Raw genomic sequence first — 25,588 nt, 5'->3', positions numbered from 1 at the left:
GCCGCGTCGCCGGACAATGGCGGATTGCATCGCCCCGGCATCCCGTTCTCCCGCCCGCGCGACGTGCCCGGGCGTCGTAACCTCCGTCATTCGGGGAAGCAACCCCGTGGACCGCACGGTGTCCGTCACTAGGATGAACACGTCACCCTCGCTGCACGGTCCTCGGAAACGTCGTTCTGGTGAAGAGGTCTCGGCGGCGCCCGATTCGGAAGTTGAGAACATGGCGAAGTACACGCTGCCCGAACTGCCCTACGACTACTCGGCGCTGGAGCCGCACATCAGCGCGACCATCATGGAGCTGCACCACAGCAAGCACCACCAGACGTACGTCAACGGCGCGAACACGACTCTCGACCTGCTCGCCGAAGCGCGTGAGAAGGGCGACTTCGCGAACATCAACCGCCTGCAGAAGGACCTCGCGTTCAACCTCGGCGGTCACACCAACCACTCCATCTTCTGGACGAACCTCTCGCCCAACGGTGGCGACAAGCCCACCGGCGACCTCGAGGCGGCCATCGACGACCAGTTCGGTTCGTTCGACGCGTTCCGTGCGCAGTTCACCGCCGCCGCTCTCGGCGTGCAGGGCTCGGGCTGGGCGGGTCTGTTCTGGGACTCGATCGGCCAGAACCTGCTCATCCAGCAGTTCTTCGACCAGCAGGGCCAGATCGTCGCGGGCACGGTCCCGCTGCTGCTGCTGGACGTCTGGGAGCACGCGTACTACCTCGACTACAAGAACGTGCGCGCCGACTACGTGAAGGCGTTCTGGAACATCGCGAACTGGGCCGACGCCCAGGAGCGCTTCGCCGCTGCCCGCGAGAAGACCGCGGGTCTGCTGGTACTGTCGTAAGTGGTGCGGCGTCCCGGTGGGGCACCTCACCGGGACGCCGTTGTCCGCCAGCGAATACCGCAATCTCGCGCACCTCGCGCACAACTGATTCAGGAGATATTCCGTGACCGTCAAGATCGGAATCAACGGCTTCGGCCGTATCGGACGCAACTACCTCCGCGCGGCTCTCGCGCAGGGTGCCGACCTCGAAATCGTGGCGGTGAACGACCTCACCGACAACAAGACTCTGGCTCACCTCCTCAAGTACGACTCCGTCGGAGGCGTTCTGGCCGAAGAGGTCTCGTACACCGAAGACTCCATCACCGTCGGCGACAAGACCATCAAGGTCTTCGAAGAGCGCGACCCCGCCAACCTCCCCTGGGGTGAGCTGGGCGTCGACATCGTCATCGAGTCCACCGGTCGCTTCACCAAGGCCGAAGACGCCAAGAAGCACGTCGCCGGCGGCGCCAAGAAGGTCCTCATCTCGGCTCCGGCCTCGGGCGACGACGCCACCATCGTCATGGGCGTCAACGAAGAGACCTACAACCCCGAGACCGACGTCATCATCTCGAACGCGTCGTGCACCACCAACTGCCTCGCCCCGCTGGCGAAGGTGTTCAACGACGCCTTCGGCATCGAGCGCGGCTTCATGATGACCGCGCACGCCTACACCGCCGACCAGAACCTGCAGGACGGCCCGCACAGCGACCTCCGCCGTGCCCGCGGCGCCGCGATCAACATCGTGCCCGCCTCGACCGGTGCCGCCAAGGCCATCGGCCTCGTGCTGCCCGAGCTCAACGGCAAGCTGAGCGGCTCGTCGTACCGCGTTCCGGTTCCCACCGGCTCCATCGTCGACCTGACGATCGTCACGCCCACCGAGGGCCTGACCGCCGACCAGATCAACGCCGTGTACAAGCAGGCCGCTGCCGAGGGTCGCCTCAACGGCATCCTGCAGTACACCGAGGACCCGATCGTCTCGAGCGACATCCAGGGCAACCCGCATTCGTCGATCTTCGACGCCGAGCTGACCAACGTCAGCGGCAACCTCGTGAAGGTGTCGTCGTGGTACGACAACGAGTGGGGCTACTCGAACCGCCTCGTCGACCTCACCGAGTACGTCGCCGAGCGCCTGTAACCCTTCATGGCTCTGCGCACCCTCGAATCGCTGGGGTCGCTCGCCGGCACGCGCGTCATCGTCCGTTGTGACCTGAACGTCCCGCTCAAGGACGGCGTCATCACGGACGATGGCCGCGTGCGCGCGTCGCTGCCGACCCTCAACGCATTGATCAACGCCGGCGCGCGTGTGGTCGTGTGTTCGCACCTGGGCCGCCCCGACGGCGCGCCCGACCCGAAGTACTCTCTCGAGCCGGTCGCGCAGCGCCTGTCCGAGCTGCTCGGTCAGCCCGTCGCGTTCGCGCGCGACACGGTCGGCGAGTCGGCTCAGGATGCCGTGGCCTCGCTCGAGAACGGTGAAGTCGCCGTCATCGAGAACCTCCGTTTCAACCCGGGGGAGACCTCGAAGGACGAGTCCGAGCGCCAGGCGTTCGCGCGCGAGCTCGCCGCCCTCGGCGACGCGCTCGTGTCGGACGGCTTCGGCGTGGTGCATCGCAAGCAGGCGAGCGTCTACGACCTCGCGCAGATCGTTCCTTCTGCGGCGGGCCTGCTCATCCAGAAAGAGCTCGAGGTCCTCGACCGCCTGACCGAGAACCCCGAGCGGCCCTATACGGTCGTGCTCGGCGGCTCGAAGGTCAGCGACAAGCTGGGCGTCATCGAGCACCTCCTTCCCCGCGTGGACAAGCTCCTGGTGGGTGGCGGCATGATGTTCACCTTCCTCGTCGCCGAGGGGTACAAGGTGGGCTCGAGCCTGCTCGAGCAGGATCAGATCGACACGGTGAAGGGCTACCTCGCCACCGCGAAGGAGCGCGGCGTCGAGATCGTCCTCCCGGTGGATGCCGTCGTCGCGGCGTCGTTCTCGGCCGACGCCGAGCACGTGGTCGCCGACGCCGATGCGCTCGAAGACACCGCATTCGGCACGTCGGGCCTCGGTCTCGACATCGGACCCCGCACGGCGGAGATCTTCGCCGAGGCGATCCGCTCGTCGCGCACCGTCTTCTGGAACGGTCCCATGGGCGTGTTCGAGATGAAGGCGTTCGAGGCCGGTACCAAGACGGTCGCGAAGGCGCTCACCGAGGTCGACGGCCTGAGCGTCGTCGGCGGCGGCGACTCGGCGGCGGCCGTGCGCCAGCTCGGCTTCGCCGACGACGAGTTCGGCCACATCTCCACCGGCGGCGGCGCCAGCCTGGAGTTCCTCGAAGGCAAGAAGCTCCCCGGACTGGAGGTCCTCGGATGGGCGTGACCAGAACCCCCCTCATCGCCGGCAACTGGAAGATGAACCTCGACCACCTGCAGGCGGTCGCGTTCGTTCAGAAGCTGCACTGGACGCTGAAAGAGGCCCAGCACGACGACCGGAGCGTCGAGGTGGCCGTCTTCCCGCCGTTCACCGACCTGCGCACCGTGCAGACGCTGCTCGACGCCGACAAGATCCCGTTCGCCCTCGGCGCGCAGGACCTGTCGTCGCACGACTCCGGCGCTTACACGGGGGAGATCTCGGGGCAGTTCCTCGCCAAGCTGAACGCGCGGTACGTGATCATCGGTCATTCCGAGCGTCGGCAGTTCCACAACGAGACCGATGAGGTCGTCGCGGCCAAGACGCAGGCGGCCCTGCGTCATGGTCTGGCTCCGGTGATCTGCGTCGGTGAGACCTCGGAAGACCTCGAGAAGTTCGGCGCCAGCGCCGTGCCCGTGGGTCAGCTCGAGGTCGCGCTCGAGGGCGTGGCATCCGATGCCGACATCGTCGTGGCGTACGAGCCGGTCTGGGCCATCGGCTCGGGCCAGGCGGCGACGCCCGACCAGGCGCAGGAGGTCTGCGCGAAGCTGCGCGCCGTCGTCGCCGACAAGCTCGGCGCCGATGCAGCCGCGCGCACGCGCGTGCTCTACGGCGGTTCGGTGAAGTCGGGCAACATCGCCGGCTTCATGCGCGAGCCCGACGTCGACGGCGCACTGGTGGGTGGCGCGAGCCTCGTCGTCGACGAGTTCGCCGCGATCATCCGCTACCAGAAGCACGTCGGGGTCTGATCCCTCCGGATGCCCGCGGCGCCTCGCCGCGGGCATCCGTGTGCGCGCCCCGCGTCCCCGTATACTTGACCCTTGTGCGGTCGACCCGATCGCTGTGAAAGGCTTTCGACAGTGCAGATTCTCGAGTTCGTCCTGCAGGTGGTCCTTGGTGTCACCAGCCTCCTGCTGACCCTGCTCATCCTGCTCCACAAAGGGCGCGGCGGCGGTCTGTCCGACATGTTCGGCGGCGGCATGAGCTCCGCGCTCGGTTCGTCGGGTCTTGCCGAGCGCAACCTCAACCGATTCACGATCGTGCTCGCGCTGGTGTGGTTCGTCACCATCGTGGGCCTCGGTCTGCTGACCAAGTTCGCGGAGATCTGACATGGCTACTGGTGGAAACGCCATCCGCGGCTCCCGCGTGGGTGCCGGCCCCATGGGCGAGCAGGACCACGGCTTCCACGCCGACCGTGTGGCCGTGTCGTACTGGGACGCCCTCGGCAACGAGACCGTGCGCTACTTCGCGGCGGGCATCCCCGACGCCGAGATCCCCGAGACGATCGACTCCCCGCACTCCGGTCTGCCCGCCGGCCGTGACAAGAGCAACCCGCCCGCCCTCGCGAAGGCCGAGCCCTACAAGACGCACCTCGCGTACGTGAAAGAGCGCCGCACCGACGAAGAGGCGGCATCGCTCCTCGACGACGCGCTGCAGCAGCTACGCGAGCGCCGCGGTCAGTAACGTCGAGCTCGCGCTCGCATAAACCGGAAAGAGACCGGATGCCGTGGCATCCGGTCTCTTCGTCGTCGAGCGCTCAGTACTCGCGGTCGATGAGCTGCGGGGGCACTTGATCGGCGGCGGCCTCGTCGACGAAGAACGCCGTGCGTCGGCGACCCTTCGCCCCGGCCGCGGGAACACTCTGGTAGCTCGCACCCGCGAGGGCGAGCCCGAGCGCCGCGGCCTTGTCGGCACCCGCGATGACCATCCAGACGCGTTTGGACGAGTTGATGACTGGACGAGTCAGCGAGACGCGGTCGCTCGGCGGCTTCGGCGACTCGCGCACCGGGACCGTTGCACGGTCGGTGACCGAGATCTCAGGACGGTCAGGGAAGAGCGAAGCGATGTGCGCGTCGGGTCCGACCCCGAGGAAGCAGATGTCGAACGACGGCCACGGCCCGTTCTCGCTGCGGTCGGACGGGGCGAACTGCGCGAGTTCGTCGGCGTAGGCGATCGCCGCGGCGTCGAGGTCGAGCCCGTCGTCGGTCGAGGCCACCGCGTGGATGTTCTCGGCCGGGATGTCGAGCTCGTCGAGCAATGCCTCTCGCGCCTGCTTCTCGTTGCGGTCGTCCGAGTCGCGCGGGACGAATCGCTCGTCGCCGAACCAGAAGTGCACCAGCGACCAGTCGATGTCGACCAGGCGCGGGTCGCGAGCCGCGGTGCGCAGCACCGCACCGCCCATCGTGCCCCCGGTGAGACACACGTGCATGCGCTTGCCCTCGGCCACCCGCTTGACGATGCGGTTCACGAAGCGCGTGGCGACGTACTCGGCGAGCGTATCGGCGTCGCGCTGGATGATCACCTGCTTCAGGGACCCGTCGGTCACGACGTGCCCCGTTCGCTGGCGGCGATGAGGAGATCGTGCCCCTCGGTGATGACCCGACCGTACAGCAGGTCGGGGTCGAGGCGACGCAGTTCTTCCGCGAGGCATTCGCGCAAAGTGCGGCGGGGGAAGGCGAGATCGTGCGTCGGCTGTCCGGGTTGGGTCAGCACGGCGACGTTCGGCTCGGGTCGCTCGAGCAGGGTGTCGCCGCTCGCGCGCGTGAGGCGCACCGACTTGATGCCGCTGGCCCACTCCTCGGACGGAAGGTAGGCGTAGTCGACCGGCGCCTCGAGTTTCATGCCCAGCCAGGCGGCGAGCAGCGAGGTCGAGGGGGAGTCGGCGGCGCCGCGGACCCTGATGGCGGTGACGGGCTCGTACGGCGGCTGGTCCAGCACCGCGGCGAGCTGCTCGCGCCAGCGGGTGACCCGCGTCCAGGCGAAGTCGGTGTCGCCGGGAGCGTAGTGTTCGCCGAGCTCGGCCACCCATGCCGCGGGGTCGGTCTGCGACGACGCGTCGGTGATGCGGCGCTGCGCGATGCGACCGATGGCGGAGCGCGAGGGATCGGCGGGAGCCTCGCCCGGCCACCACGCCACGACGGGGGCGTCGGGCAGCAGCAGGCCGGTGACCAGACTCTCGGCGTTGGAACCGGCGGCACCGTGGGCGCGCAGCACTACGACCTCGCTCGCGCCGGCGTCGCCGCCGACGCGGATCTGCGCGTCGAGCCGGGGAGCTTCGTCTTCGTCGCCGAACAGCACCGCGATCACACGCATCGGGTGCTCTCGCGAGGCGTCGTTGGCGGCCTCGATGACCTCTTCTTCGGCGCCGTGGTGCGTGACGATGATGAGCGTCAGCACGCGTCCGAGGGCGACGGCGCCGCCTTCTTCACGAACGCTGACGAGCTTCTTCGAGATCGCGCTGACGGTGGTGTCGGGCAGGTCGATGATCACGGGCGCCTCCAGGTGCGGCCGTCGCGGGCGAGGAGTTCATCGGCGGATGCCGGCCCCCATGACCCGGGCGAGTACTGTTCGAGCGGGCCGCCCTGCGCGGCCCAGAACTCCTCGATCGGGTCGAGGATCTTCCAGCTGAGCTCGACCTCTTCGTGCCGAGGGAACAGCGGCGGGTCGCCCAGAAGCACGTCGAGGATGAGGCGCTCGTAGGCCTCGGGGCTCGCCTCGGTGAAGGCGTGTCCGTAGCCGAAGTCCATGGTCACGTCGCGCACCTGCGTGCCGTCACCGGGGACCTTCGAGCCGAAGCGGATCGTCACGCCCTCGTCGGGCTGCACGCGGATGACCAGCGCGTTCTGCCCGAGCTCCTGCGTCTGACTGCGCGAGAACAGCTGCTGCGGCGCGCGCTTGAACACCACGGCCACCTCGGTGACCCGGCGGCCCAGACGCTTTCCGCTGCGCACGTAGAACGGCACCCCCGACCATCGGCGGGTGTTGATCTCGAGCTTGATGGCCGCGTAGGTCTCGGTGACGGACTCGGGGTCCATCCCGTCTTCTTCGAGGAAGCCGAGTACTTCCTCGCCGCCCTGCCAGCCGCCGGCGTACTGCCCGCGTGCGGTCGCCTCGGCCAGGTTCTCGGGCAGCCGTACTGCCGCCAGGACCTTCTCTTTCTCGGCGCGCAGGTCTGCGGCGTTGAAGCTGATGGGCTCCTCCATCGCCGTCAGCGCGAGCAGCTGCAGGAGGTGGTTCTGGATGACGTCGCGAGCCGCGCCGATTCCGTCGTAGTAGCCGGCACGGCCGCCCACGCCGATGTCTTCGGCCATGGTGATCTGCACGTGGTCGACGTAGTTACGGTTCCAGATCGGCTCGTACAACTCGTTGGCGAAGCGCAGCGCCAGGATGTTCTGGACCGTCTCTTTGCCGAGGTAGTGGTCGATGCGGAAGATCGAGTCGGCCGGGAACGCGCTCTCGACGACCTCGTTCAGGGCCCGCGCCGAGGCGAGGTCGTGCCCGAAAGGCTTCTCGATGACGACGCGGCGCCATCCCGCCGTGTCGTCGGCGGTTTCGCCCACCAGGCCCGACGCTTTGAGCTGCGTCGTGACGAGCGGGAACGCCTTGGGCGGGATCGACAGGTAGTAGGCGTGGTTTCCCATCGTGCCGCGCTCGACGTCGAGTTTGTCGACCGTGGCGCGCAGGCGTCGGAACGCCTCGGGGTCGTCGAACTCGCCCTGCACGAACCGGATGCCCTCGAGGAGCTCCTTCCAAGTCTCCTCGCGGAACTCGGTGCGCGCGAACTTCTTCACCGACTCGTAGACGACCTGGGCGAAGTCCTGGTCCTCCCAGTCACGGCGCGCGAAGCCGACGAGCGCGAACCCGGGCGGGAGCAGGCCGCGGTTGGCGAGGTCGTAGACCGCCGGCATGAGCTTCTTTCGGGAGAGGTCGCCGGTGACGCCGAAGATGACGAGGGCGCTCGGCCCCGCGATCCGGCTGAGTCGGCGATCCTCGGGATCGCGCAGCGGATTGTGACCCGGTGTGATCTCTACGACCATGCTTACTGTGCCGCCTCGAAGAGTGAGAGCACCTCGACCTGCGGGTCGGTCAGCGTCAGCGTCACGACGGGACGGCCGTGGCCCTCCGCCAGAACGCTCGCATCGCCCGCGGCCTGTGCCTGGATGAGTTGTCCGAACGTGAACGGTCGACCGGGGATCTCGAGGTCGACGTCCGTGCGTTCGAGGATCTGCAGGAAGACACCGTTGGCGGGTCCGCCCTTGTGGTATTGACCGGTGGAGTGCAGGAAGCGCGGACCCCAGCCGAACGTGGTCGGTCGTGCGGAATCGGCGGCCACGAGCTCGCGTAGACCCGCCAGCTGGGGGAGGTCGAGGCGGTTCACGTACGCCTGGATGCTGACGTAGCCGTCGGCCGGCACGGTGCGCCACAGCGCGTCGAGCACGCTGGCGATCGTGCCACTGGAGGCCAGGGCCGGGTCGGAGACGCGTACTTCGACGCCGCCGGCGACGAACGCCGGGGCCGTGGGTTCGGGTCGCGCGTCGAGCAGACCGCGGGTGGCCTGCTTCGCGGACTCGACGTCGGGCTGATCGAACGGGTCGATGCCGAGCAGGCGTCCCGCGATGGCGGTGGCGTACTCCCACACGACGAACTGCGCCCCGAGCGATCCGCTGACGAGGACCTCGCCGTGGTGGTGCTCGAAGAGGTGCAGTTTGTGAGCGTCGTCGACGAAACGCACGACCTGGAGGTCGGCGGGTTTCGCCTCGAGCTCGGGGGAGACCGGAAGCATGACGACCGGGAGAGGATTCCGGTGCCGTCCTTGCCCGTGGACTCGGCGATCAGCTGCTCGATCCAGTCGGGCAGTCCGAGGATGTGGCTGTCATCGGTGACGAGGGCGAGCTTGTCGCGGCGAGCGTCGCCGCCACCCGCGATCGCCGCCGCCAGGACCAGAGCCGGGTTCTCGGGTGAGTCGATCGCGACCTCGAGAAGCGTGGCATCCGCCTCGTCGAGGAGGTCGCCGATGTCGACGCCCGCCAGGCCGGACGGCACCAGTCCGAACGCGGTCAACGCGGAGTAGCGGCCGCCGACCGTGGGGTCGGCGGTGAAGACGCGGTAGCCGTCGGCGCGCGCGGACTCCTCGAGCGGGGAGCCGGGGTCGGTGACGACGACGATGCGCTCGGCGGGATCGATGCCGAGATCGCGGAACGCGGCCTCGAACGCGCGCTTGGCCGAGTCGGTCTCGATCGTGGAACCCGACTTGCTCGAGACGACGAGCGCCGTCTTGTCGAGACCGCCGGACTCGGCGTCGCCGTCGATGGCGGCGAGCACCTGCGCCGGTGCGGTGGAGTCGAGGATCACGAGGGGAACACCCGAGGACTGGGCGATGACCTCGGGCGCGAGCGAGGACCCGCCCATGCCCGCGAGCACCACGCGGGTCACGCCCTGCGCGACCAGCTGGTCGCGCAGGGCGGTGATCTCGGCCACGAGGGGGCGCGAGACGGAGACCGCTCGCACCCACCCGAGCCGACGAGCGGCTTCTTCTTCGGCGGCCGGACCCCACAGGGAGGGGTCGCCCGCCGTGATGCCCGACGCGATGAGCGAGCCGGTCAGGCCCGGGAGCTCCGCGTCGACCACCGACTTGACGTGGCCGGTGACCTTGACCGTGAAGCTCACTGCGCGGCCTGGGCGCTTCCGGCTTCGAGGGCGGTCTTGACGGTGTCCTGCAGCTCGTGCCACGAGGCGATGAACTTCTCGACACCCTCGTCCTCGAGCGTCTGCGTCGCGTCGGCGACGTCGACGCCGGCCGCGGCGAGACGGTCGAACACCTCGTGGGCCTCGGCGTAGGCACCGGTCACGGTGTCACCCGTGATGACACCGTGGTCGAAGGTCGCCTCGAGGGTCTTCTCGGGCATGGTGTTCACGGTGCCCGGGGCGACGAGCTCAGTCACGTACAGCGTGTCGGGCAGGGCGGGGTCTTTCACACCCGTCGAGGCCCACAGCGGACGCTGGACCGTCGCACCGGCATCCAGGAGCTTCTTCGCGCGGTCTTCGGCGAACTTCTTCTCGAACAGCTCGTACGCGAGGCGCGCGTTGGCGATGCCGGCCTTGCCCTTGAGCGCGGCGGCCTCGTCGGTGCCGAGAGCTGCGAGGCGCTTGTCGATCTCGGTGTCGACGCGCGAGACGAAGAACGATGCGACCGACTGCAGGGTCGAGATGTCGTGCCCGGCGGCCTGCGCCTTCTCGACACCGGCGAGGTAGGCGTCGATGACCTCTTCGTAGCGCTCGAGGCTGAAGATGAGCGTGACGTTGACGGAGATACCCGCACCGATGACCTCGGTGATGGCCGGAAGGCCCGCCTTGGTCGCGGGGATCTTGATCAGCACGTTCTTGCGGTCGACGCGCGCCGACAGATCTTTCGCCTGCGCCACGGTGCCCTCGGTGTCGTGGGCGAGGTCGGGGGAGACCTCGATCGACACGCGGCCGTCGACACCGTCGGTGGCCTCGAACACGGGCAAGAAGATGTCGCACGCGTCGCGGACGTCGTCGGTGGTGATCGAGAAGATCGCCTCGTCGACATCGGCGCCGGCGGCGGCCAGCTCCTGCACCTGACCCTCGTACGCCTCGCCCTTCGAGAGGGCGCCGGCGAAGATGGTCGGGTTCGTCGTGACGCCCGAGACGTTGCGCGCCTCGATGAGCTCGGCGAGATTGCCCGACTGGATGCGCTGGCGCGACAGGTCGTCGAGCCAGATGCTGACGCCGGCGGCGGAGAGCTGTTCGGTGGGAGTGCTCATGTCGTTAATCTCCTCGGATTACTTCTTCGCCGCCGCGATCGAGTCGCGCGCGGCCTCGACGACGGCCTCGGCCGTGATGCCGAACTTCTGGAAAAGGGTCTTGTAGTCGGCCGACGCACCGAAGTGGTCGATCGCGACCGAGCGGCCGGCGTCGCCGACGATGCCGTGCCAGCTGAGAGCGGAGCCGGCCTCGACCGACACGCGCGCCTTCACCGACGAGGGCAGCACCGACTCGCGGTACTCCTCGTCCTGCTCGGCGAACCACTCCAGCGACGGGGCCGACACCACGCGGGCGTGCACGCCCTCGGCGGCGAGCGTCTCGCGGGCCTCGACGGCCAGCTGCACCTCGGAACCGGTGGCGATGAGAATGACGTCGGGCTCGCCGTTCGCCGCCTCCGCCAGGACGTACGCGCCCTTGACCGCACCTGCGGCCGAGGCGAACTCGTCACCGGATGCCTCACCGTCGCCGCGGGCGAAGACCGGGATGTTCTGGCGGGTCAGCGCGAGGCCCGCGGGGCCGGCCGTACGACGCAGCAGCTCCAGCCAGACGACGCTCGTCTCGTTGGCGTCGGCGGGACGCACGAGAGCGAAGTTCGGGATGGCGCGCAGGGTCGCCAGCTGCTCGATCGGCTGGTGGGTCGGTCCGTCTTCGCCGAGGGCGACGGAGTCGTGCGTCCAGACGAACAGCGTCGGGATGTTCATCAGCGCGGCCAGACGCACCGGCGGGCGCATGTAGTCGCTGAAGATGAGGAACGTGCCGCCGAAGGGGCGCGTCGGACCGTGCAGGACGATGCCGTTGAGGATCGCGCCCATCGCGTGCTCGCGGATGCCGAAGTGCAGCACACGGCCGTAGGGGCTTCCCGTCCATTCGTGCGTCGACCACTCGGCGGGGATGAAGGACTTGGCATCCTTGATGGTCGTCAGGTTGGACTCGGCGAGGTCGGCCGAGCCGCCCCAGAGCTCGGGAAGCTCGGCGGCCAGGGCGTTGATGACCGTGCCGGAGGCGGCGCGGGTCGAGACGTCCTTGCCGGCTTCGAAGGCGGGGAGTGCGTCGGCGATGTCGGCGGGGAGCTCGCGGGCCTGGAGGCGGTCCCACAGCTGCTTGCGCTCGGGGTGCGCCGCGGCCCACGCGTCGAACTTCTGCTGCCAGGCGGCCTTCTCGGCCTCGCCGCGCTGCACGAGCTCGCGGGTGTGGGCGATGACGTCGTCGGAGACGGCGAAGTGCTGCTCGGGGTCGAAGCCGAGCACCTCCTTCGTGGCGCGCAGTTCGTCGGCACCGAGGGCGGAGCCGTGGATCTTGCCGGAGTTCTGCTTGCCGGGCGAGGGCCAACCGATGATGGTCTTGAGGATGATGAGCGAGGGCTTGCTCGTCTCGCCCTTCGCGGCCTCGATCGCGGCGTAGAGTTCGGCGACGTCTTCGACGTACTGACCGGTCTTCTTCCAGTCCACCGTCTGCACGTGCCAGCCGTAGGACTCGTAGCGCTTGTGCACGTCCTCGGTGAAGGCGACGTTGGTGTCGTCTTCGATCGAGATCTGGTTCGAGTCGTAGATCGCGATGAGGTTGCCGAGCTCCTGGTGGCCGGCGAGCGAGGATGCCTCGCTCGTGACGCCCTCCTGGAGGTCGCCGTCACCGGCGATCACGTAGACGAAGTGGTCGAACGGGCTCTCGCCGGCGGGGGTCTCGGGGTCGAACAGACCCCGCTCATAGCGCGCGGCGTAGGCGAAGCCGACCGAGGAGGCCAGACCCTGGCCGAGCGGGCCGGTGGTGATCTCGACACCGTCGGTGTGCCCGTACTCGGGGTGGCCGGGGGTCAGCGAGCCCCAGGTGCGCAGCGCCTGGAGGTCTCTCAGCTCGAGGCCGAAGCCGCCGAGGTACAGCTGGACGTACTGGGTGAGGGAGGAGTGTCCCGCAGACAGGATGAAGCGGTCGCGGCCGGGCCAGTGGGTGTCCGCCGGGTCGTGACGCAGCACACGCTGGTAGAGCAGGTACGCGGCGGGAGCCAGCGACATCGCCGTCCCGGGGTGGCCGTTGCCCACCTTCTCGACGGCGTCAGCCGCGAGAATGCGAGCGGTGTCCACCGCGCGCCGATCGATCTCGTCCCATTCGAAGTCCGACAACACGGTGCCTTTCTCGATTCTGCGCCCGGTTCACGGTCCGACGTCCGCGCTCGCCACCGTAGGAGTGGGAGGGGGGTGGGGTGTCGGCGCGGGGCGCGCGTTCCTCGCCAGCATAGCGAGATCACCCGCTTTCGTTGCCGCACGTGACGGGGGTCGACACTCGGCCGGTCGTGTGGTGGGGATGACATAGAATCGTGGGAGTTCTATACGCGCTACCCCGGGGGACGATGGACATCTCGACGACGTCGCACGTCATTGCGACGACCGATCGCCGCTCCGTCGGACGCACCATCCGGGCCTACGTCGCCCTGACCAAGCCTCGCGTGCTGGAACTCCTGCTGGTCACCACCGTGCCGGTGATGATCCTGGCGCAGGGGGGACTGCCCAACCTGTGGTTGATCTTCGCCACGGTCATCGGCGGCTCGCTGAGCGCCGGATCGGCTGCGGCGTTCAACATGTACCTCGACCGCGACATCGACGCGCACATGCAGCGCACCGAAAACCGTCCGCTGGTGACGGGTGAGGTCTCGCCGCGCGGCGCCCTCGTGTTCGCGTGGACGCTCGCGGCCGTGTCGACCGCGTGGCTGTGGGCGTTCACCAACCCGCTCGCCGCGGGGCTCTCGGCTGCGGCCATCTTCTTCTACGTCGTGATCTACACGATGATCCTCAAGCGGCGCACCGAGCAGAACATCGTGTGGGGCGGTATCGCCGGATGCTTCCCCGTGCTCATCGGATGGTCGGCCGTCGCCGGTTCGCTGTCGTGGGCGCCGTTCATCCTGTTCCTGCTGGTGTTCCTGTGGACGCCGCCGCACTACTGGCCGCTGTCGATGAAGTACGCCGACCAGTACGACGAGGTCGACGTTCCCATGCTCGGTGCCACGCGCAGCGGCTCGCAGGTCGGCCTGCAGGTGATCCTGTACGCGTGGGCCACCGTCGCGTGCTCGCTGCTGCTGATCCCCGTGGCATCCATGGGCCTGGTCTATTCCGTGTCGGCGCTGGTGTTCGGCGGATGGTTCGTCTACGAGTCGCACCGCCTGTACTCCCGCGCGGTTCGCGGCGGGGAGCCGCGGCCGATGCGCGTGTTCCACGCCTCGATCACCTACCTCACGCTGCTGTTCGTCGCGATCGCGGTCGACCCGCTGCTTCCCTTCTGACCCGCATCGATCAGAACGCCTGCCCCGTGAGCAGCGGGCTTTTCTCGGTGCTCGAGCGGGGCGGAGCCGGGCGCCGATGCCCCGGTGACCGCCTGCGGGATCGGCAGTCCTCCCGATGTCGTGGTTTCTCGGGCATGACGAAAGCGGCCGCCCCGACGATCGGGGCGGCCGCTCTCGTCTGACGGGAGATCAGCGCGAGGAGCGGTCCTCGTCGCGGTCCTGCTGCGCGGCGGCGGCCTGTGCCGGGGCCGTGGCGGTCGACGGCGTCTCGACGTCGGCATCCTCGACCGCGATGGGCGCGGCGACGGTCGCCGGTGCGGCGGCTGCGGGCACTGCCGTTTCGGCAGCCGGCTCGAGAGCGGTCTCGTCGTCGCTGCTCCAGTCGATGGTCTCGATGGCGACGTCGGGACGCGTGCGCGTGGTGACGACGGCGGCGACGGCGAGGGCCGACGCGACGCCGATGGCGCCGGCGGCGAGCACCGCGGCGCCGACCGACACCCAGGACTGCGCGACGTAGACGGTGACGACGGTGGCGTTGGGGTCGTTGACCAGGGCTTCGATGGCGTCGACCTGGCGCAGGACGATGACGAGTCCGCCGATCACTGCGGCGAGCGACGCGACCACGAGCACCCAGAACGGGATGCTGGTCACCAGGCGGGGACGGGTCTGCATGTGATGTACTCCTTGTCGTTCCGTGCCGGGTCAGGCGCGGGGGCGGTTCCGGGGCCGAGCACCGGGGGATCCGGGCGCAGGGGCGCACCGGACGATTCAGGCTCGCGCACGCGGCATGGCGGCGGCTAGGGGTCGCCGATGATTTCCCTATGAGCGTATAGGGGCTCCCGGCGGGTTTCTCGTGCGATCAGGGCTGCGCGCCGGCCGTCGCGACGGTGAGCGGCGTCGGGTTCTCCGCAGGCACGGACGTCTTGAGGTGCATGACGACGGCGGTCATCGCCGCGACGAGTGAGACCGCGAGCACCATGTGGATGTTCACGAGCACGATGGGCAGCCCGGTGCGTGCCTGCCAGAGGCCGACCGCGATCTGCGTGACCTCGATGGCGAGCAGCAGACCGACCCAGAGGTTCAGGCGCTGGGCGGGCGGCGTGCGCCACGACGCGAAGATCATCACGAGCGTCAGCGCGAAGGTGATGTACGCGGGCCAGGAGTGGATGTGCTGCCACAGCACGGGGTCGAGACCGTTGCGGGCGGCCAGGTCGTCGCCGGCGTGGGGGCCGGAGCCGGTGAGCAGGATGCCGACGAGCACCGTGACGGCGACGAAACCGCTCGTGAGGTGGGCGAGGCTCGCGAACGGGCGACTCACGGCGAGGCGCCGGGGGCCGGCGGGCGCGAAGGCCCGGGCCACGAGGGCGGCGCCATTGGCGACGAGGGCTGCGGAGATGACGAAGTGGATGCCGACGAGCGTGGGGGGCAGGTGCAGCCAGACGACGATGCCGCCGATGACCGCCTGCAGGATGATCCCGATGCCGTTGGCGAGTGTCAGGGCGCGCAGATCGCGACGGCCCGTCCGCACCACAGCGAGGAAGGCCAGCAGCGCGATGATCACGAGCACACCGGTCAGGGTGCGGTTGCCGAATTCGATGAGACCGTGGATGCCGAGCTCTCGTGTCGGAACGAGGGACTCGCTCGTGCAGTAAGGCCAGGTCTCGCACCCCATGCCCGAGCCCGTCAGCCGGACGAGCCCGCCGGTGCCGACGATCACGACGTTGCTGACGAGGACGAGCCAGGCGAGGACTCGGGTGCGCCTGCTCACGCGGGTGGGCAGCAGGCCGCGCAGGCGGGGGAGCAGGCCGCTCCGGGGTGAGCGCGCGGCGGGGGACGGGGCGGAGGACATGCGTCTGGCTTCCTGGCATTCTTCCGTTCGGGCTGCGGGAACAGGGGGCCTGCCGTGCCGAGAGCGGGTGTTGCCTGTAGAATCAAAGGGTCCGGGTGCAGCGCTTACGCGACCGGCACCAGAGACAGTCTAGGCGCGCAGCCAGCGCCTTCGAGCGGGCCCACCAGCGACATTGCTGGGACTTCGACCGGAGTCCGGAATGTCGGGGCGGATGACACCGTTGAGGCCCGAGAAGGAGAGTGATCACCATGTCCGATGTGCTCATCGACCGCCCAGAACTCGAAAGTCTGGGGCAATACGAATTCGGCTGGCACGACACCGACGCCGCCGGCGCGATCGCGCAGCGCGGAATCAACGAGGACGTGGTGCGCGGCATCTCCTCTCTCAAGTCGGAGCCCGAGTGGATGCTGAAGACGCGTCTCAAGGGCTACCAGCTCTTCGGCCGTAAGCCCATGCCCACGTGGGGCGCCGACCTGTCGGAGATCGACTTCGACAACATCAAGTACTTCGTGCGCTCGACCGAGAAGCAGGCGCAGACCTGGGAGGACCTCCCCGAGGAGATCCGCAACACCTACGAGAAGCTCGGCATCCCCGAGGCCGAGCGTCAGCGCCTCGTCGCCGGCGTCGCCGCCCAGTACGAGTCCGAGGTGGTCTACCACCAGATCCGCGAGGACCTCGAGCAGCAGGGTGTCATCTTCATGGACACCGACACGGCGCTGCGCGAGCACCCCGAGTTCTTCGAGGAGTACTTCGGCACCGTCATCCCCGCCGGCGACAACAAGTTCGCGGCCCTCAACACCGCGGTGTGGTCGGGCGGATCGTTCGTCTACGTCCCCAAGGGCGTGCACGTCGAGATCCCGCTGCAGGCGTATTTCCGCATCAACACCGAGAACATGGGCCAGTTCGAGCGGACCCTGATCATCGCCGACGAAGACAGCTACGTCCACTACATCGAGGGCTGCACCGCTCCCATCTACAAGAGCGACTCGCTGCACTCGGCCGTGGTCGAGATCATCGTGAAGAAGAACGCGCGCGTTCGCTACACGACGATCCAGAACTGGTCGAACAACGTCTACAACCTCGTCACCAAGCGTGCCGTCGCCCACGAGGGCGCGACCATGGAATGGGTCGACGGCAACATCGGCTCCAAGGTGACGATGAAGTACCCCTCCATCTACCTGATGGGCGAGCACGCCAAGGGCGAGACCCTGTCGGTCGCCTTCGCCGGTCCCGGTCAGCACCAGGACGCCGGCGCCAAGATGATCCACATGGCGCCATACACGCAGTCGTCGATCGTCTCGAAGTCGATCGCGCGCGGCGGCGGCCGGGCCGGCTACCGCGGTGAGGTGCGGGTGGACGCCAATGCGCACCACTCGGCGAACACCGTGCGCTGCGACGCGCTGCTGGTCGACACCATCTCGCGCTCCGACACGTACCCCGCGATCGACATCCGTGTCGACGACGTGCAGCTCGGTCACGAGGCGACGGTGTCGAAGGTCAGCGAGGAGCAGCTGTTCTACCTGCAGTCGCGCGGTCTCCCCGAAGACGAGGCCATGGCCATGATCGTGCGCGGGTTCATCGAGCCCATCGCGCGGGAGCTGCCCATGGAGTACGCGCTCGAGTTGAACAAGCTCATCGAGATGGGCATGGAAGGCAGTGTTGGTTAAGTGACGACCGCGACGCAGACCCCCGCAGCCGCTGCGGAGGGTCACATCGACCCTGCCGCGCTCGTGGCATCCGTCGTTCCGGTGCAGACGCGCTCGGAGCGGCCCACGTCGTTCGATCCTGCGGACTTCGGCGTTCCGACCGGCCGTGAGGTGAACTGGAAGCTCACCCCGGTCGACCGGATCGCACCGCTGTTCGCCGACGAGGCCGGCCCTTCGGGCGTCATCCAGGTCGACGTCCAGGCGCCGGCGGAGGTCGAGCAGCTCCGTCTCGCGGCGGGCGACGCCCCGCGCGGCGAGCACTTCCGACCGGAAGACCTGACCGCTGCCCTCGCGTGGACGCACGAGGCCGAGGCGCCGCTGCTGCGCATTCCCGCGAACGTCGAGCTCGACGAGCCCATCGTCGTGCGGCTGACCGGCACGGGCGGCCTCGCGCACGCCCACGTCGTGATCGAGGCGCAGCCGCACTCGCGCGGCACCGTCGTGCTCCGGCACGAGGGCACGGCGCAGCACGCCCAGAACGTCGAGATCCTCGTGCGCGACGGCGCCGACCTCACGGTCGTGTCCGTGCAGAACTGGGCCGACGACGCGATCCACGCGTCGTCGCACCAGGCGCGCGTCGACCGCGACGCCAAGCTCACCCACGTCGTGGTGAGCTTCGGTGGCGGCGTCGTGCGCGTGAACCCGTCGGTCGAGCTCTCGGGCGCCGGCAGCGAGGGGCGTCTGTACGGCCTGTCGTTCTCCGATGCGGGGCAGCACCTCGAGTCGCAGGTGTACCTGCACCACAAGGGTCCGCACACCGTCGGCGACGTGCTCTACAAGGGCGCCCTGCAGGGCGAGAGCGCCCGCAGCGTGTGGATCGGCGACGTGCTCATCGGACCGGATGCCACGGGCACCGACTCGTATGAGGCCAACCGCAACCTCGTGCTCACCGACGGCGCCCGCGCCGATTCGATCCCCAACCTCGAGATCGAGACGGGCGACATCCAGGGCGCCGGCCACGCCAGCGCCACCGGTCGCTTCGACGACGAGCAGCTGTTCTACCTGCAGGCCCGCGGCATCGCCGAGGACGAGGCACGACGCCTGGTCGTGCTCGGCTTCCTCAGCGAGATCGTCCAGCGCATCGGCATCCCGGAGCTCGAGTCCGAGCTCATTGCGGCGATCGAGCGCGAGCTGGCCGAGGGAGCTGCGGCGTGAGCGCCACGCGCGCCTGCGGCCTGAGCGACCTGACGCAAGACGAAGCGCACCGCGTCGAGATCGACGGCGTCGCGATCGCCGTCGTCCTCGACGGCAACGGTGAGGTCCACGCGATCGGCGACGTCTGCACCCACGGCGACATCTCGCTGTCGGACGGTTTCGTCGAGGGCGAGACGCTGGAGTGCTGGGCACACGGCTCGGCCTTCTCGCTCAGGACCGGACGCCCCCTGAACCTGCCGGCCTTCGAGCCGGTCCCCGTGTACGAGGTCGTGATCGACGGAGACGACGTGCTCATCGATCCTTCCGTCACCAAGGCGACGGCCTGAGCCTCGCCCACGACCCCCAAGACAACCGAGTAAGGAACACCATGTCTGTCCTCGAGATCCGCGACCTCCACGTGACGGTCGAGACGGAGAACGGTACGACCCCGATCCTCAACGGTGTGACGCTGACCATGCGCACCGGTGAGACCCACGCGATCATGGGGCCCAACGGCTCCGGCAAGTCGACCCTGGCGTACACGATCGCCGGCCACCCCAAGTACACCGTCACGAGCGGCTCCATCACCCTCGACGGTGAGGACGTTCTCGAGATGAGCGTCGACGAGCGTGCCCGTGCGGGCCTCTTCCTCGCCATGCAGTACCCGGTCGAGATCCCCGGCGTCACCGTCACCAACTTCCTGCGCACCGCCAAGACGGCCATCGACGGCGAGGCTCCGGCCATCCGCGCCTGGACCAAGGACGTCAAGGGCGCCATGGAGAACCTCCGCATGGACCCGAAGTTCGCGGCCCGCAACGTCAACGAGGGCTTCTCGGGCGGCGAGAAGAAGCGCCACGAGATCCTCCAGCTCGAGCTGCTCAAGCCCAAGATCGCGGTGCTCGACGAGACCGACTCGGGCCTCGACGTCGACGCGCTGAAGATCGTGTCCGAGGGCGTGAACCGCGCCAAGGAGCAGACCGACCTCGGCGTGCTGCTGATCACGCACTACACCCGCATCCTGCGGTACATCCGCCCCGACTTCGTGCACGTGGTCGTGAAGGGCCGGATCGTCGAAGAGGGCGGCCCCGAGCTCGCCGATCGTCTCGAGGAAGAGGGTTACGACCGTTTCCTCGAGGCCGGTACCCCGATCGACGCGTAAGATCGTTACATGACCGCAACCCTCGCGCCCGAGAAGTACGACGAGGTCACCGAGGCCCTGAAAGACGTCATGGACCCCGAGCTGGGGATCAACGTCGTCGATCTGGGGCTCATCTACGACCTCGCGTGGGATGACGAGAACGACGCGCTCGTCATCCACATGACCCTGACGTCGGCCGGCTGCCCGCTGACCGACGTGCTCGAGGAGCAGACCGCTCAGGCCCTCGACAACGTGGTGGACCGCTTCCGGATCAACTGGGTGTGGATGCCGCCGTGGGGCCCCGAGCGGATCACCGACGACGGCCGCGACATGATGCGCGCCCTCGGCTTCGCGATCTGAGAGCGGGTTCTCCGTCTCGTACCCGGTGGCTCGGTGCTCTCGGTATCGCGATCCAGAAGCTCTTCCGTCGAACGCCCACCCTCGCCGGGGTGGGCGTTCGTGTTTCCCTCTCTGACGCGCTGCGTCATCGGCATCCGGCGCCGTCGTTAGGCTTCCGGGATGAGCGTTCTTCCTCTCCAGGCCCTGCCGCTCGAGATCCTCCGCCAACGCAGCAGCACCAAGTGGCGCTCGTACGACGACGATGTCATCCCGATGTTCGTCGCCGAGACCGACTTCGCGCTGGCGCCCGCGATCACCTCGGCGCTCATGCGCGCCGTCGAGATCGGCGACACCGGATACACGCCGCCGCGGCCGGGGATCGACACCGACTTCGCCGCCTACGCCGAACGCCGGTGGGGGTGGCGCCCTGACCCGACGCGGATCCGCTGGACGGGCGACGTCATGATGGGCGTCGTCGAGGTGCTGCGCGCCGTGACCTCGCCGGGCGACCGCGTGATCGTCACACCGCCGGTCTACCCGCCGTTCTACGACACCGTGGAAGAGGCCGGCGCGGTCGTGGAGCGCGTGCCTCTCGTCGACGACGGACAGCGCTGGTCACTCGATCTGGCCGGCATCGAGCGGGCACTCGCGGCCGGCGCGCGCTCCGTGCTGCTGTGCAACCCGCACAACCCGACGGGAACCGTGCACACGCGGGAGTCCCTCACATCGCTCGCACGGCTCGCGCACCGGTACGGCGCGACGGTCGTCAGCGACGAGATCCACGCACCGCTCACCCACGCGCCCTCGGTCTTCACGCCCTTCCTGGATGCCGGAGCCGAGGCCGCCGCGGTCGGCTTCGCCGTGACGAGCGCGAGCAAGACCTACAACCTCGCGGGTCTGAAGTGCGCGGTGATCGTGACCGGGGCGGACGAGACGGCTGCCGTGGTGCAGGCGCTTCCGTGGGAGGTGGAGTGGCGCGCGGGACTGTTCGGCGTGATCGCCAACCGTGCGGCGTTCGCCGCCGAGAGCGACGCCTGGCTCGACAGCCTGCTCGTCGCGCTCGATGACAACCGACGCCTTCTCGCCGACCTGCTCGCCGAGCACCTGCCGCGCGCGCGGTACCGCGTACCCGACGCCGGCTTCCTGGCCTGGGTGGATGTCTCGGCCTACGGCTGGGGCGACAATCCTGCGCCGCACATCCGGCGTGAGGCGAAGGTCGCGCTGCACCACGGGCCGCTGTTCGGAACGGAGGGGGTCGGGCACGTGCGCATCAATGTCGGCTGCGCGCCGGACGTGCTGCGCGAGGCGATCCAGCGGATCGGGGAGCTCGCGTCGCGCAGCTGACCGCACGAGCGGGCGGGCGCCCGCCGGTTTGTTCGGTCGTGGAGGACGCCGGTGCCGGACGCCTGGCATCCGGGAGATAGGTAAGGATATCCTTATCGGGTGACCATCACCGCCATACGACCCGCTTACCGTCCGTACGTCGCCGTGGTGAAGGAGGTGCGCCGACTCTCGCCCCACTTCGCGCGTCTCACGTTCACCTCACCGGACTTCGACGTGTTCGGCACCGACCGCCGCGACCAGCGCATCAAAATCGTGCTGCCTCTCAGCGACGGACGCCTCTGCGACATCGGACAGGACGACCCCGCCGCGATCGACAACGGCGAGTGGTACACGCGCTGGCGCGACCTGCCCGACGACCAGCGGACCCCCTTCCGCACGTACACGGTACGGAGGATCGACCCCGCTGCCCGCGAGCTCGACATCGACTTCGTACTGCACCACGACGCGGGCCCCGCCGGGGCCTGGGCCGAGACGGCCGCCCCTGGTGACAGCATTCTGGTGGTGGGGCCCGATGCGCGAAGCCCCGAGTCCGCCCAGGGGATCGATTTCCACCCCGGGACGGCCCGTCGGCTGCTGCTCGCGGGTGACGAGACGGCCGCCCCCGCGATCTGTGCGATTCTCGAAGGCCTCCCCGCGGGGATGGACGTCGACGCGTTCATCGAGGTGCCGACGGTCGACGACATGCTCCCGGTCGCCGCGGGAGCAGCCCGTACGACCTGGCTCCCTCGCGACGAGCGTCCGCACGGCGAGGCTCTCATCGACGCGGTCGAGGGGTGGGCGAACGCGTCGAGCGACCTCCTCGTCCGGGCGGCGGCTCCGCGCCCGCAGGTCGTCGAAGACATCGACCTCGACAAGGAACTGCTCTGGGACAGCCCCGACGACGGCGACGGGGAGTTCTACGCCTGGATCGCCGGTGAATCGTCGGCCGTGAAGGTCCTGCGCCGGATGCTCGTCCAGGGCCACGGGGTCGACCGCAAACGCGTGGCCTTCATGGGCTATTGGCGAGCGGGGATGGCCGAGCGCAGCGCGTGAGCAGAGGAGCCCCGCGGAAGCGGGGCTCCTCTCGTCTGCGCCCGCCTCAACCGAGCCGCGTCTCGGCCCGCTCGGGCTCGACGAGCGTGTGGTGCCGGCCGATCGGGATGATCAGGGGGCGACCCGTCAGGGGGTCGGGCACGACGCGGCTGTCGAGTCCGAAGACTTCTCGCACGGTCTCCTCCGTGAGGACCTCGCCGGGATCCCCGGCAGCGATGATGCGTCCGCCCGCCATGGCCACGAGGTGGTCGGCATAGCGCGCGGCGAGGTTGAGGTCGTGCAGGACCATCGCGACCGTCGTGCCGCGGTCGCGGTTGAGGTCGGTCAGCAGGTCGAGCACGTCGATCTGGTGGCTGATGTCGAGGAATGTCGTGGGCTCGTCCAGCAGCAGCACGTCGGTCTCCTGCGCGAGCGCCATCGCGATCCACACGCGCTGGCGCTGCCCGCCGCTGAGCTCGTCGACGGACCGATCGGCGAGGTGGGCGGTGTCGGTGGCCTCGAGCGCGCGCGCCACGGCCGCGTCGTCGGCGCTGGTCCAACGCGACAGCGCACCCTGGTGGGGATGGCGTCCCCGGCTCACCAGGTCGGAGACGGCGATGCCGTCGGGCGCCAGCGGCGACTGCGGCAGCAAGCCGAGGATGCGGGCGACCTGCTTGGTCGGCAGACGGTGGATCGACTTCCCGTCGAGCAGCACCTGTCCCGCGCTCGGAGAGAGCAGTCGCGCCATGGCTTTGAGCAGGGTGGACTTGCCGCAGGCGTTGGCCCCGACGATGGTCGTCACCCGACCCGCCGGGATCTGCAGATCGAGGGATTCCACGATCGTGCGATCGCCGTAACCGAGGGTCAATTCCTCGGCGATCAGTGAGCGCTCGACGGTCATAGTGCGGTTCCTCCGGATCGGCTGCTGCGGACGAGCAGGTAAACGAGATAGGGCGCTCCGAGAACGCCGGTGATGACGCCCACGGGCAAGCGGGTGCCGAACGCGTATTGCGCGCAGAAGTCCGCGACGAGGACGAGCAGCGCGCCGACGAGGCCGGCGGGAAGGATGGGGGAGCCGACGGGGCCGAGCAGGCGCACGGCGATGGGACCGGCCAGGAACGACACGAACGCGATGGGACCCGCCGCGGCGGTGCCGAAGGCGAGCAGCCCCACGGCCGCGACGATGAGCAGCAGGCGGCTGCGCTCGACGGGCAGCCCGACGGCGGCGGCGGTCTCGTCGCCCATCCGCAGGATCTCCAGCCGCCCGGCCAGAGCGAGCAGCACCGGGCCCAGGACGATCACCGCGAAGACGACAGGGAGGGCGCGATCCCACGTCGCGTCGTTGAGGTTGCCGGTGATCCAGCGCATGGCGGCGGGGAGGTCGTACTCCGCGGCGCGGGCGATGACGTACGACACCACGGCTTGGCACATCGCGGCGACGCCGATGCCCACCAGGATGAGCCGGGCCCCCGAGCCGCCGTTCCGGTACGCGAGAAGGTATATCGCGAGGGCCGCGGCGAGGGCGGCGGCCATGGCGAGGAACGACACCGTCGTCTCACCGAGTCCGAGGACGACGATGCCGATGACGGCCGCCGCACTCGCGCCGGTGTTGATGCCGATGACGTCGGGACTTGCGAGGGCGTTGCGCAGCATCGACTGGAAGACCACGCCTCCCATTCCGAAGCACAGGCCTGTGAACAGTCCGGTCATCGCCCGAGGAAGGCGCAGCTCTCCCACCGTGAACGAGGCTCCGGACACGCGCTGGCCGGTGAGGACCCCCCACACCTGACCAGGGGAGTAGGCGGTCTGGCCGAGCATGAGCGAGAGGGAGAAGGCGACGATCACGAGCAGGGCCAGGATGCCGGTGATCAGCGCCCATCGTCGGCGTCGGCGCTGTCGCCCGGCCACGACGGAGGTCAGGGCGGCAGGCGAGGGGGAGAGCAGGACGCCGGTCATAGCGCTCTCATCCTCTGGCGGCGCACGAGGGCGATGAAGAACGGAGCTCCGACCAACGCAGTGACGATGCCGACTTCGATCTCATCGGGGCGCGCGACGACGCGGCCGACGATGTCGCCGAGAGTGAGCAGGGCGGCCCCGCCGAGCGCAGAGACCGGGAGCAGCCAGCGGTGGTCGACGCCGACCACGAGGCGGATCATGTGCGGGATGACGAGACCGACGAAACCGATGGGCCCGGCGACCGCGGTGGCGGCGCCGCACAAGACGACGGCGCCGCCGGTGGAGACGAGCCGTGCGGTGCGGACGCGCGCGCCCAGACCCGCGGCGAGCTCGTCGCCGAGGGCGAGGGTGTTCAGCGTCGAGGCGCACGCGAGGCAGATCACCAGGCCGGCGAGGAGGAAGGGCAGCACCTGAAGGATGGTTTCGAAGGTCGCGCCGCCCACACCGCCGATCTGCCAGAAACGGAAATCGTTCATGACGTTGATGCGCGGAAGAAGGATGGCGCTGGTGAGCGAGCTGAAGGCCACGGCGCTCACAGCGCCGGCGAGCGCGAGACGCAGAGGTGTCGCGCCGCCGCGGCCGAGCGAGCCGATCGCGTAGACGAGGACCGCAGCCGCCGCGGCGCCGATCATGCCGACCCAGATGTAGGACGTCGCCGAACCGAGCCCGAAGAACGCGATGCCCACGACGATGGCGAGTCCTGCGCCGCCGTTGATGCCGAGGATCTGCGGGTCGGCGAGGGGGTTGCGCGTGGCCCCCTGCAGCAGGACCGCGCCCGAGACCGCGAGGGCGCCGCCGACGAAGATGGCGAGCAGAGTGCGCGGAACGCGCTTGGCGACCGCGGCCGCCGAGGCGGTGTCGGTGGAACCGGTGAGCCCGGCCCAGACGTCGGCCGGCGTGACATCGCGGGCCCCGAACGTGACCGACAGGATCGCGGCGACGACGAGGACGACGACGAGCGCCGTGACACCGACGGCGCGGCGCCGCCCCCAGCGACGCGGGCGGGCGTCGCCGGGGGCGGTGGGGGCTGGAGCGAGGGTGCTCATCGCGCCGACGCGCGAG

At 69.1% G+C, this 25,588-nt stretch carries 24 protein-coding genes and 1 pseudogene; 14 read left to right on the top strand and 11 right to left on the bottom strand.

Annotated elements, in window-relative coordinates; all coding sequences use genetic code 11:
- Nucleotides 1-220 precede the first annotated feature (220 nt).
- The 6 genes from QE412_RS04900 to QE412_RS04875 all read left to right on the top strand — a co-directional run bounded on the left by QE412_RS04900 (nucleotide 221) and on the right by QE412_RS04875 (nucleotide 4,676).
- A complete protein-coding gene (locus QE412_RS04900) occupies nucleotides 221-847 on the top strand; it encodes a superoxide dismutase (RefSeq protein ID WP_307480840.1) in 627 nt (208 codons plus the stop codon).
- A 103-nt stretch (nucleotides 848-950) separates the two neighbouring features.
- Nucleotides 951-1,961: a type I glyceraldehyde-3-phosphate dehydrogenase gene (gene gap, locus QE412_RS04895; RefSeq protein ID WP_307480838.1), complete on the top strand. Its 1,011-nt coding sequence runs from the start codon at nucleotides 951-953 to the stop codon at nucleotides 1,959-1,961.
- Nucleotides 1,962-1,967: 6 nt separating this feature from the next.
- Nucleotides 1,968-3,182: a phosphoglycerate kinase gene (locus tag QE412_RS04890; RefSeq protein WP_307480836.1), complete on the top strand. Its 1,215-nt coding sequence runs from the start codon at nucleotides 1,968-1,970 to the stop codon at nucleotides 3,180-3,182.
- Nucleotides 3,173-3,961, top strand: a complete 789-nt coding sequence (gene tpiA / locus QE412_RS04885; protein WP_307480835.1) for a triose-phosphate isomerase — start codon at nucleotides 3,173-3,175, stop codon at nucleotides 3,959-3,961. The genes QE412_RS04890 and tpiA overlap by 10 nt, the downstream gene beginning before the upstream one ends.
- Nucleotides 3,962-4,072: 111 nt before the next feature.
- Complete coding sequence (gene secG, locus QE412_RS04880; protein WP_307480833.1) at nucleotides 4,073-4,321, top strand: preprotein translocase subunit SecG; 249 nt, start codon at nucleotides 4,073-4,075, stop codon at nucleotides 4,319-4,321.
- A 1-nt stretch (nucleotide 4,322) separates the two neighbouring features.
- Nucleotides 4,323-4,676 (top strand): RNA polymerase-binding protein RbpA, encoded by a 354-nt coding sequence (locus tag QE412_RS04875; RefSeq protein ID WP_307480831.1) that lies wholly within the window; start codon nucleotides 4,323-4,325, stop codon nucleotides 4,674-4,676.
- Nucleotides 4,677-4,749: 73 nt separating this feature from the next.
- Here QE412_RS04875 and pgl read toward each other — a convergent pair whose 3' ends face one another.
- From pgl to tkt, 6 genes and pseudogenes are all read right to left on the bottom strand, one after another.
- On the bottom strand, nucleotides 4,750-5,538 hold the full coding sequence (gene pgl / locus QE412_RS04870) for a 6-phosphogluconolactonase (protein ID WP_307480830.1): 789 nt from the start codon (nucleotides 5,536-5,538) through the stop codon (nucleotides 4,750-4,752).
- Nucleotides 5,535-6,482 (bottom strand): glucose-6-phosphate dehydrogenase assembly protein OpcA, encoded by a 948-nt coding sequence (locus QE412_RS04865; protein ID WP_307480828.1) that lies wholly within the window; start codon nucleotides 6,480-6,482, stop codon nucleotides 5,535-5,537. The genes pgl and QE412_RS04865 overlap by 4 nt, the downstream gene beginning before the upstream one ends.
- Nucleotides 6,479-8,029 (bottom strand): glucose-6-phosphate dehydrogenase, encoded by a 1,551-nt coding sequence (gene zwf / locus QE412_RS04860; RefSeq protein ID WP_307480826.1) that lies wholly within the window; start codon nucleotides 8,027-8,029, stop codon nucleotides 6,479-6,481. Before zwf ends, QE412_RS04865 begins: the two co-directional genes overlap by 4 nt.
- Before the next feature lie 2 nt (nucleotides 8,030-8,031).
- Nucleotides 8,032-9,659: pseudogene (locus QE412_RS04855) on the bottom strand (glucose-6-phosphate isomerase).
- Nucleotides 9,656-10,777, bottom strand: a complete 1,122-nt coding sequence (tal, locus tag QE412_RS04850) for a transaldolase (RefSeq protein WP_307480824.1) — start codon at nucleotides 10,775-10,777, stop codon at nucleotides 9,656-9,658. The pseudogene QE412_RS04855 and the gene tal overlap by 4 nt, the downstream one beginning before the upstream one ends.
- Before the next feature lie 18 nt (nucleotides 10,778-10,795).
- The gene (tkt, locus tag QE412_RS04845) at nucleotides 10,796-12,895 is read right to left on the bottom strand and encodes a transketolase (RefSeq protein ID WP_307487024.1); all 2,100 of its coding nucleotides are present in this window, start codon (nucleotides 12,893-12,895) and stop codon (nucleotides 10,796-10,798) included.
- Between the two features lie 227 nt (nucleotides 12,896-13,122).
- Between tkt and QE412_RS04840 the strand changes: the two genes are divergently transcribed.
- The gene (locus QE412_RS04840) at nucleotides 13,123-14,049 is read left to right on the top strand and encodes a heme o synthase (RefSeq protein WP_307480820.1); all 927 of its coding nucleotides are present in this window, start codon (nucleotides 13,123-13,125) and stop codon (nucleotides 14,047-14,049) included.
- Nucleotides 14,050-14,238: 189 nt separating this feature from the next.
- On the opposite strand, the gene QE412_RS04835 is transcribed toward QE412_RS04840, so the two are convergent.
- Together QE412_RS04835 and QE412_RS04830 are read right to left on the bottom strand one after the other, a co-directional pair.
- The gene (locus QE412_RS04835) at nucleotides 14,239-14,721 is read right to left on the bottom strand and encodes a dinucleotide-utilizing enzyme (protein ID WP_307480817.1); all 483 of its coding nucleotides are present in this window, start codon (nucleotides 14,719-14,721) and stop codon (nucleotides 14,239-14,241) included.
- 187 nt (nucleotides 14,722-14,908) lie between these two features.
- Nucleotides 14,909-15,898, bottom strand: coding sequence for a COX15/CtaA family protein (locus tag QE412_RS04830; RefSeq protein ID WP_307480814.1), 990 nt, complete (start codon nucleotides 15,896-15,898; stop codon nucleotides 14,909-14,911).
- A 248-nt stretch (nucleotides 15,899-16,146) separates the two neighbouring features.
- Between QE412_RS04830 and sufB the strand changes: the two genes are divergently transcribed.
- The 7 genes from sufB to QE412_RS04795 all read left to right on the top strand — a co-directional run bounded on the left by sufB (nucleotide 16,147) and on the right by QE412_RS04795 (nucleotide 22,591).
- Nucleotides 16,147-17,565, top strand: coding sequence for a Fe-S cluster assembly protein SufB (sufB, locus tag QE412_RS04825; RefSeq protein ID WP_058233263.1), 1,419 nt, complete (start codon nucleotides 16,147-16,149; stop codon nucleotides 17,563-17,565).
- A complete protein-coding gene (sufD, locus tag QE412_RS04820; RefSeq protein WP_307480811.1) occupies nucleotides 17,566-18,759 on the top strand; it encodes a Fe-S cluster assembly protein SufD in 1,194 nt (397 codons plus the stop codon).
- Nucleotides 18,756-19,085: a non-heme iron oxygenase ferredoxin subunit gene (locus tag QE412_RS04815; RefSeq protein ID WP_307480809.1), complete on the top strand. Its 330-nt coding sequence runs from the start codon at nucleotides 18,756-18,758 to the stop codon at nucleotides 19,083-19,085. Before sufD ends, QE412_RS04815 begins: the two co-directional genes overlap by 4 nt.
- Nucleotides 19,086-19,126: 41 nt before the next feature.
- The gene (gene sufC, locus QE412_RS04810; RefSeq protein WP_307480807.1) at nucleotides 19,127-19,897 is read left to right on the top strand and encodes a Fe-S cluster assembly ATPase SufC; all 771 of its coding nucleotides are present in this window, start codon (nucleotides 19,127-19,129) and stop codon (nucleotides 19,895-19,897) included.
- Nucleotides 19,898-19,906: 9 nt separating this feature from the next.
- Nucleotides 19,907-20,236: a metal-sulfur cluster assembly factor gene (locus QE412_RS04805; RefSeq protein WP_013586729.1), complete on the top strand. Its 330-nt coding sequence runs from the start codon at nucleotides 19,907-19,909 to the stop codon at nucleotides 20,234-20,236.
- Nucleotides 20,237-20,395: 159 nt separating this feature from the next.
- Nucleotides 20,396-21,559 carry a MalY/PatB family protein gene (locus QE412_RS04800; RefSeq protein WP_307480804.1) on the top strand — a complete coding sequence of 388 codons (1,164 nt, stop codon included), beginning with the start codon at nucleotides 20,396-20,398 and terminating at the stop codon, nucleotides 21,557-21,559.
- Between the two features lie 99 nt (nucleotides 21,560-21,658).
- Nucleotides 21,659-22,591, top strand: coding sequence for a siderophore-interacting protein (locus QE412_RS04795; protein WP_307480800.1), 933 nt, complete (start codon nucleotides 21,659-21,661; stop codon nucleotides 22,589-22,591).
- 46 nt (nucleotides 22,592-22,637) lie between these two features.
- On the opposite strand, the gene QE412_RS04790 is transcribed toward QE412_RS04795, so the two are convergent.
- From QE412_RS04790 to QE412_RS04780, 3 genes are read right to left on the bottom strand one after another with little or no spacing between them, the layout of a single operon-like run.
- The gene (locus QE412_RS04790; RefSeq protein ID WP_307480797.1) at nucleotides 22,638-23,471 is read right to left on the bottom strand and encodes an ABC transporter ATP-binding protein; all 834 of its coding nucleotides are present in this window, start codon (nucleotides 23,469-23,471) and stop codon (nucleotides 22,638-22,640) included.
- Nucleotides 23,468-24,526, bottom strand: a complete 1,059-nt coding sequence (locus QE412_RS04785) for a FecCD family ABC transporter permease (protein ID WP_307480794.1) — start codon at nucleotides 24,524-24,526, stop codon at nucleotides 23,468-23,470. Before QE412_RS04785 ends, QE412_RS04790 begins: the two co-directional genes overlap by 4 nt.
- Nucleotides 24,523-25,572 carry a FecCD family ABC transporter permease gene (locus QE412_RS04780; protein WP_307480791.1) on the bottom strand — a complete coding sequence of 350 codons (1,050 nt, stop codon included), beginning with the start codon at nucleotides 25,570-25,572 and terminating at the stop codon, nucleotides 24,523-24,525. The genes QE412_RS04785 and QE412_RS04780 overlap by 4 nt, the downstream gene beginning before the upstream one ends.
- Nucleotides 25,573-25,588 lie beyond the last annotated feature (16 nt).

Origin of the sequence: Microbacterium trichothecenolyticum, from assembly GCF_030818955.1 — a bacterium.
GTDB lineage: Bacteria > Actinomycetota > Actinomycetes > Actinomycetales > Microbacteriaceae > Microbacterium > Microbacterium trichothecenolyticum_B.
This window is presented reverse-complemented; position numbering and strand designations above follow the sequence as displayed.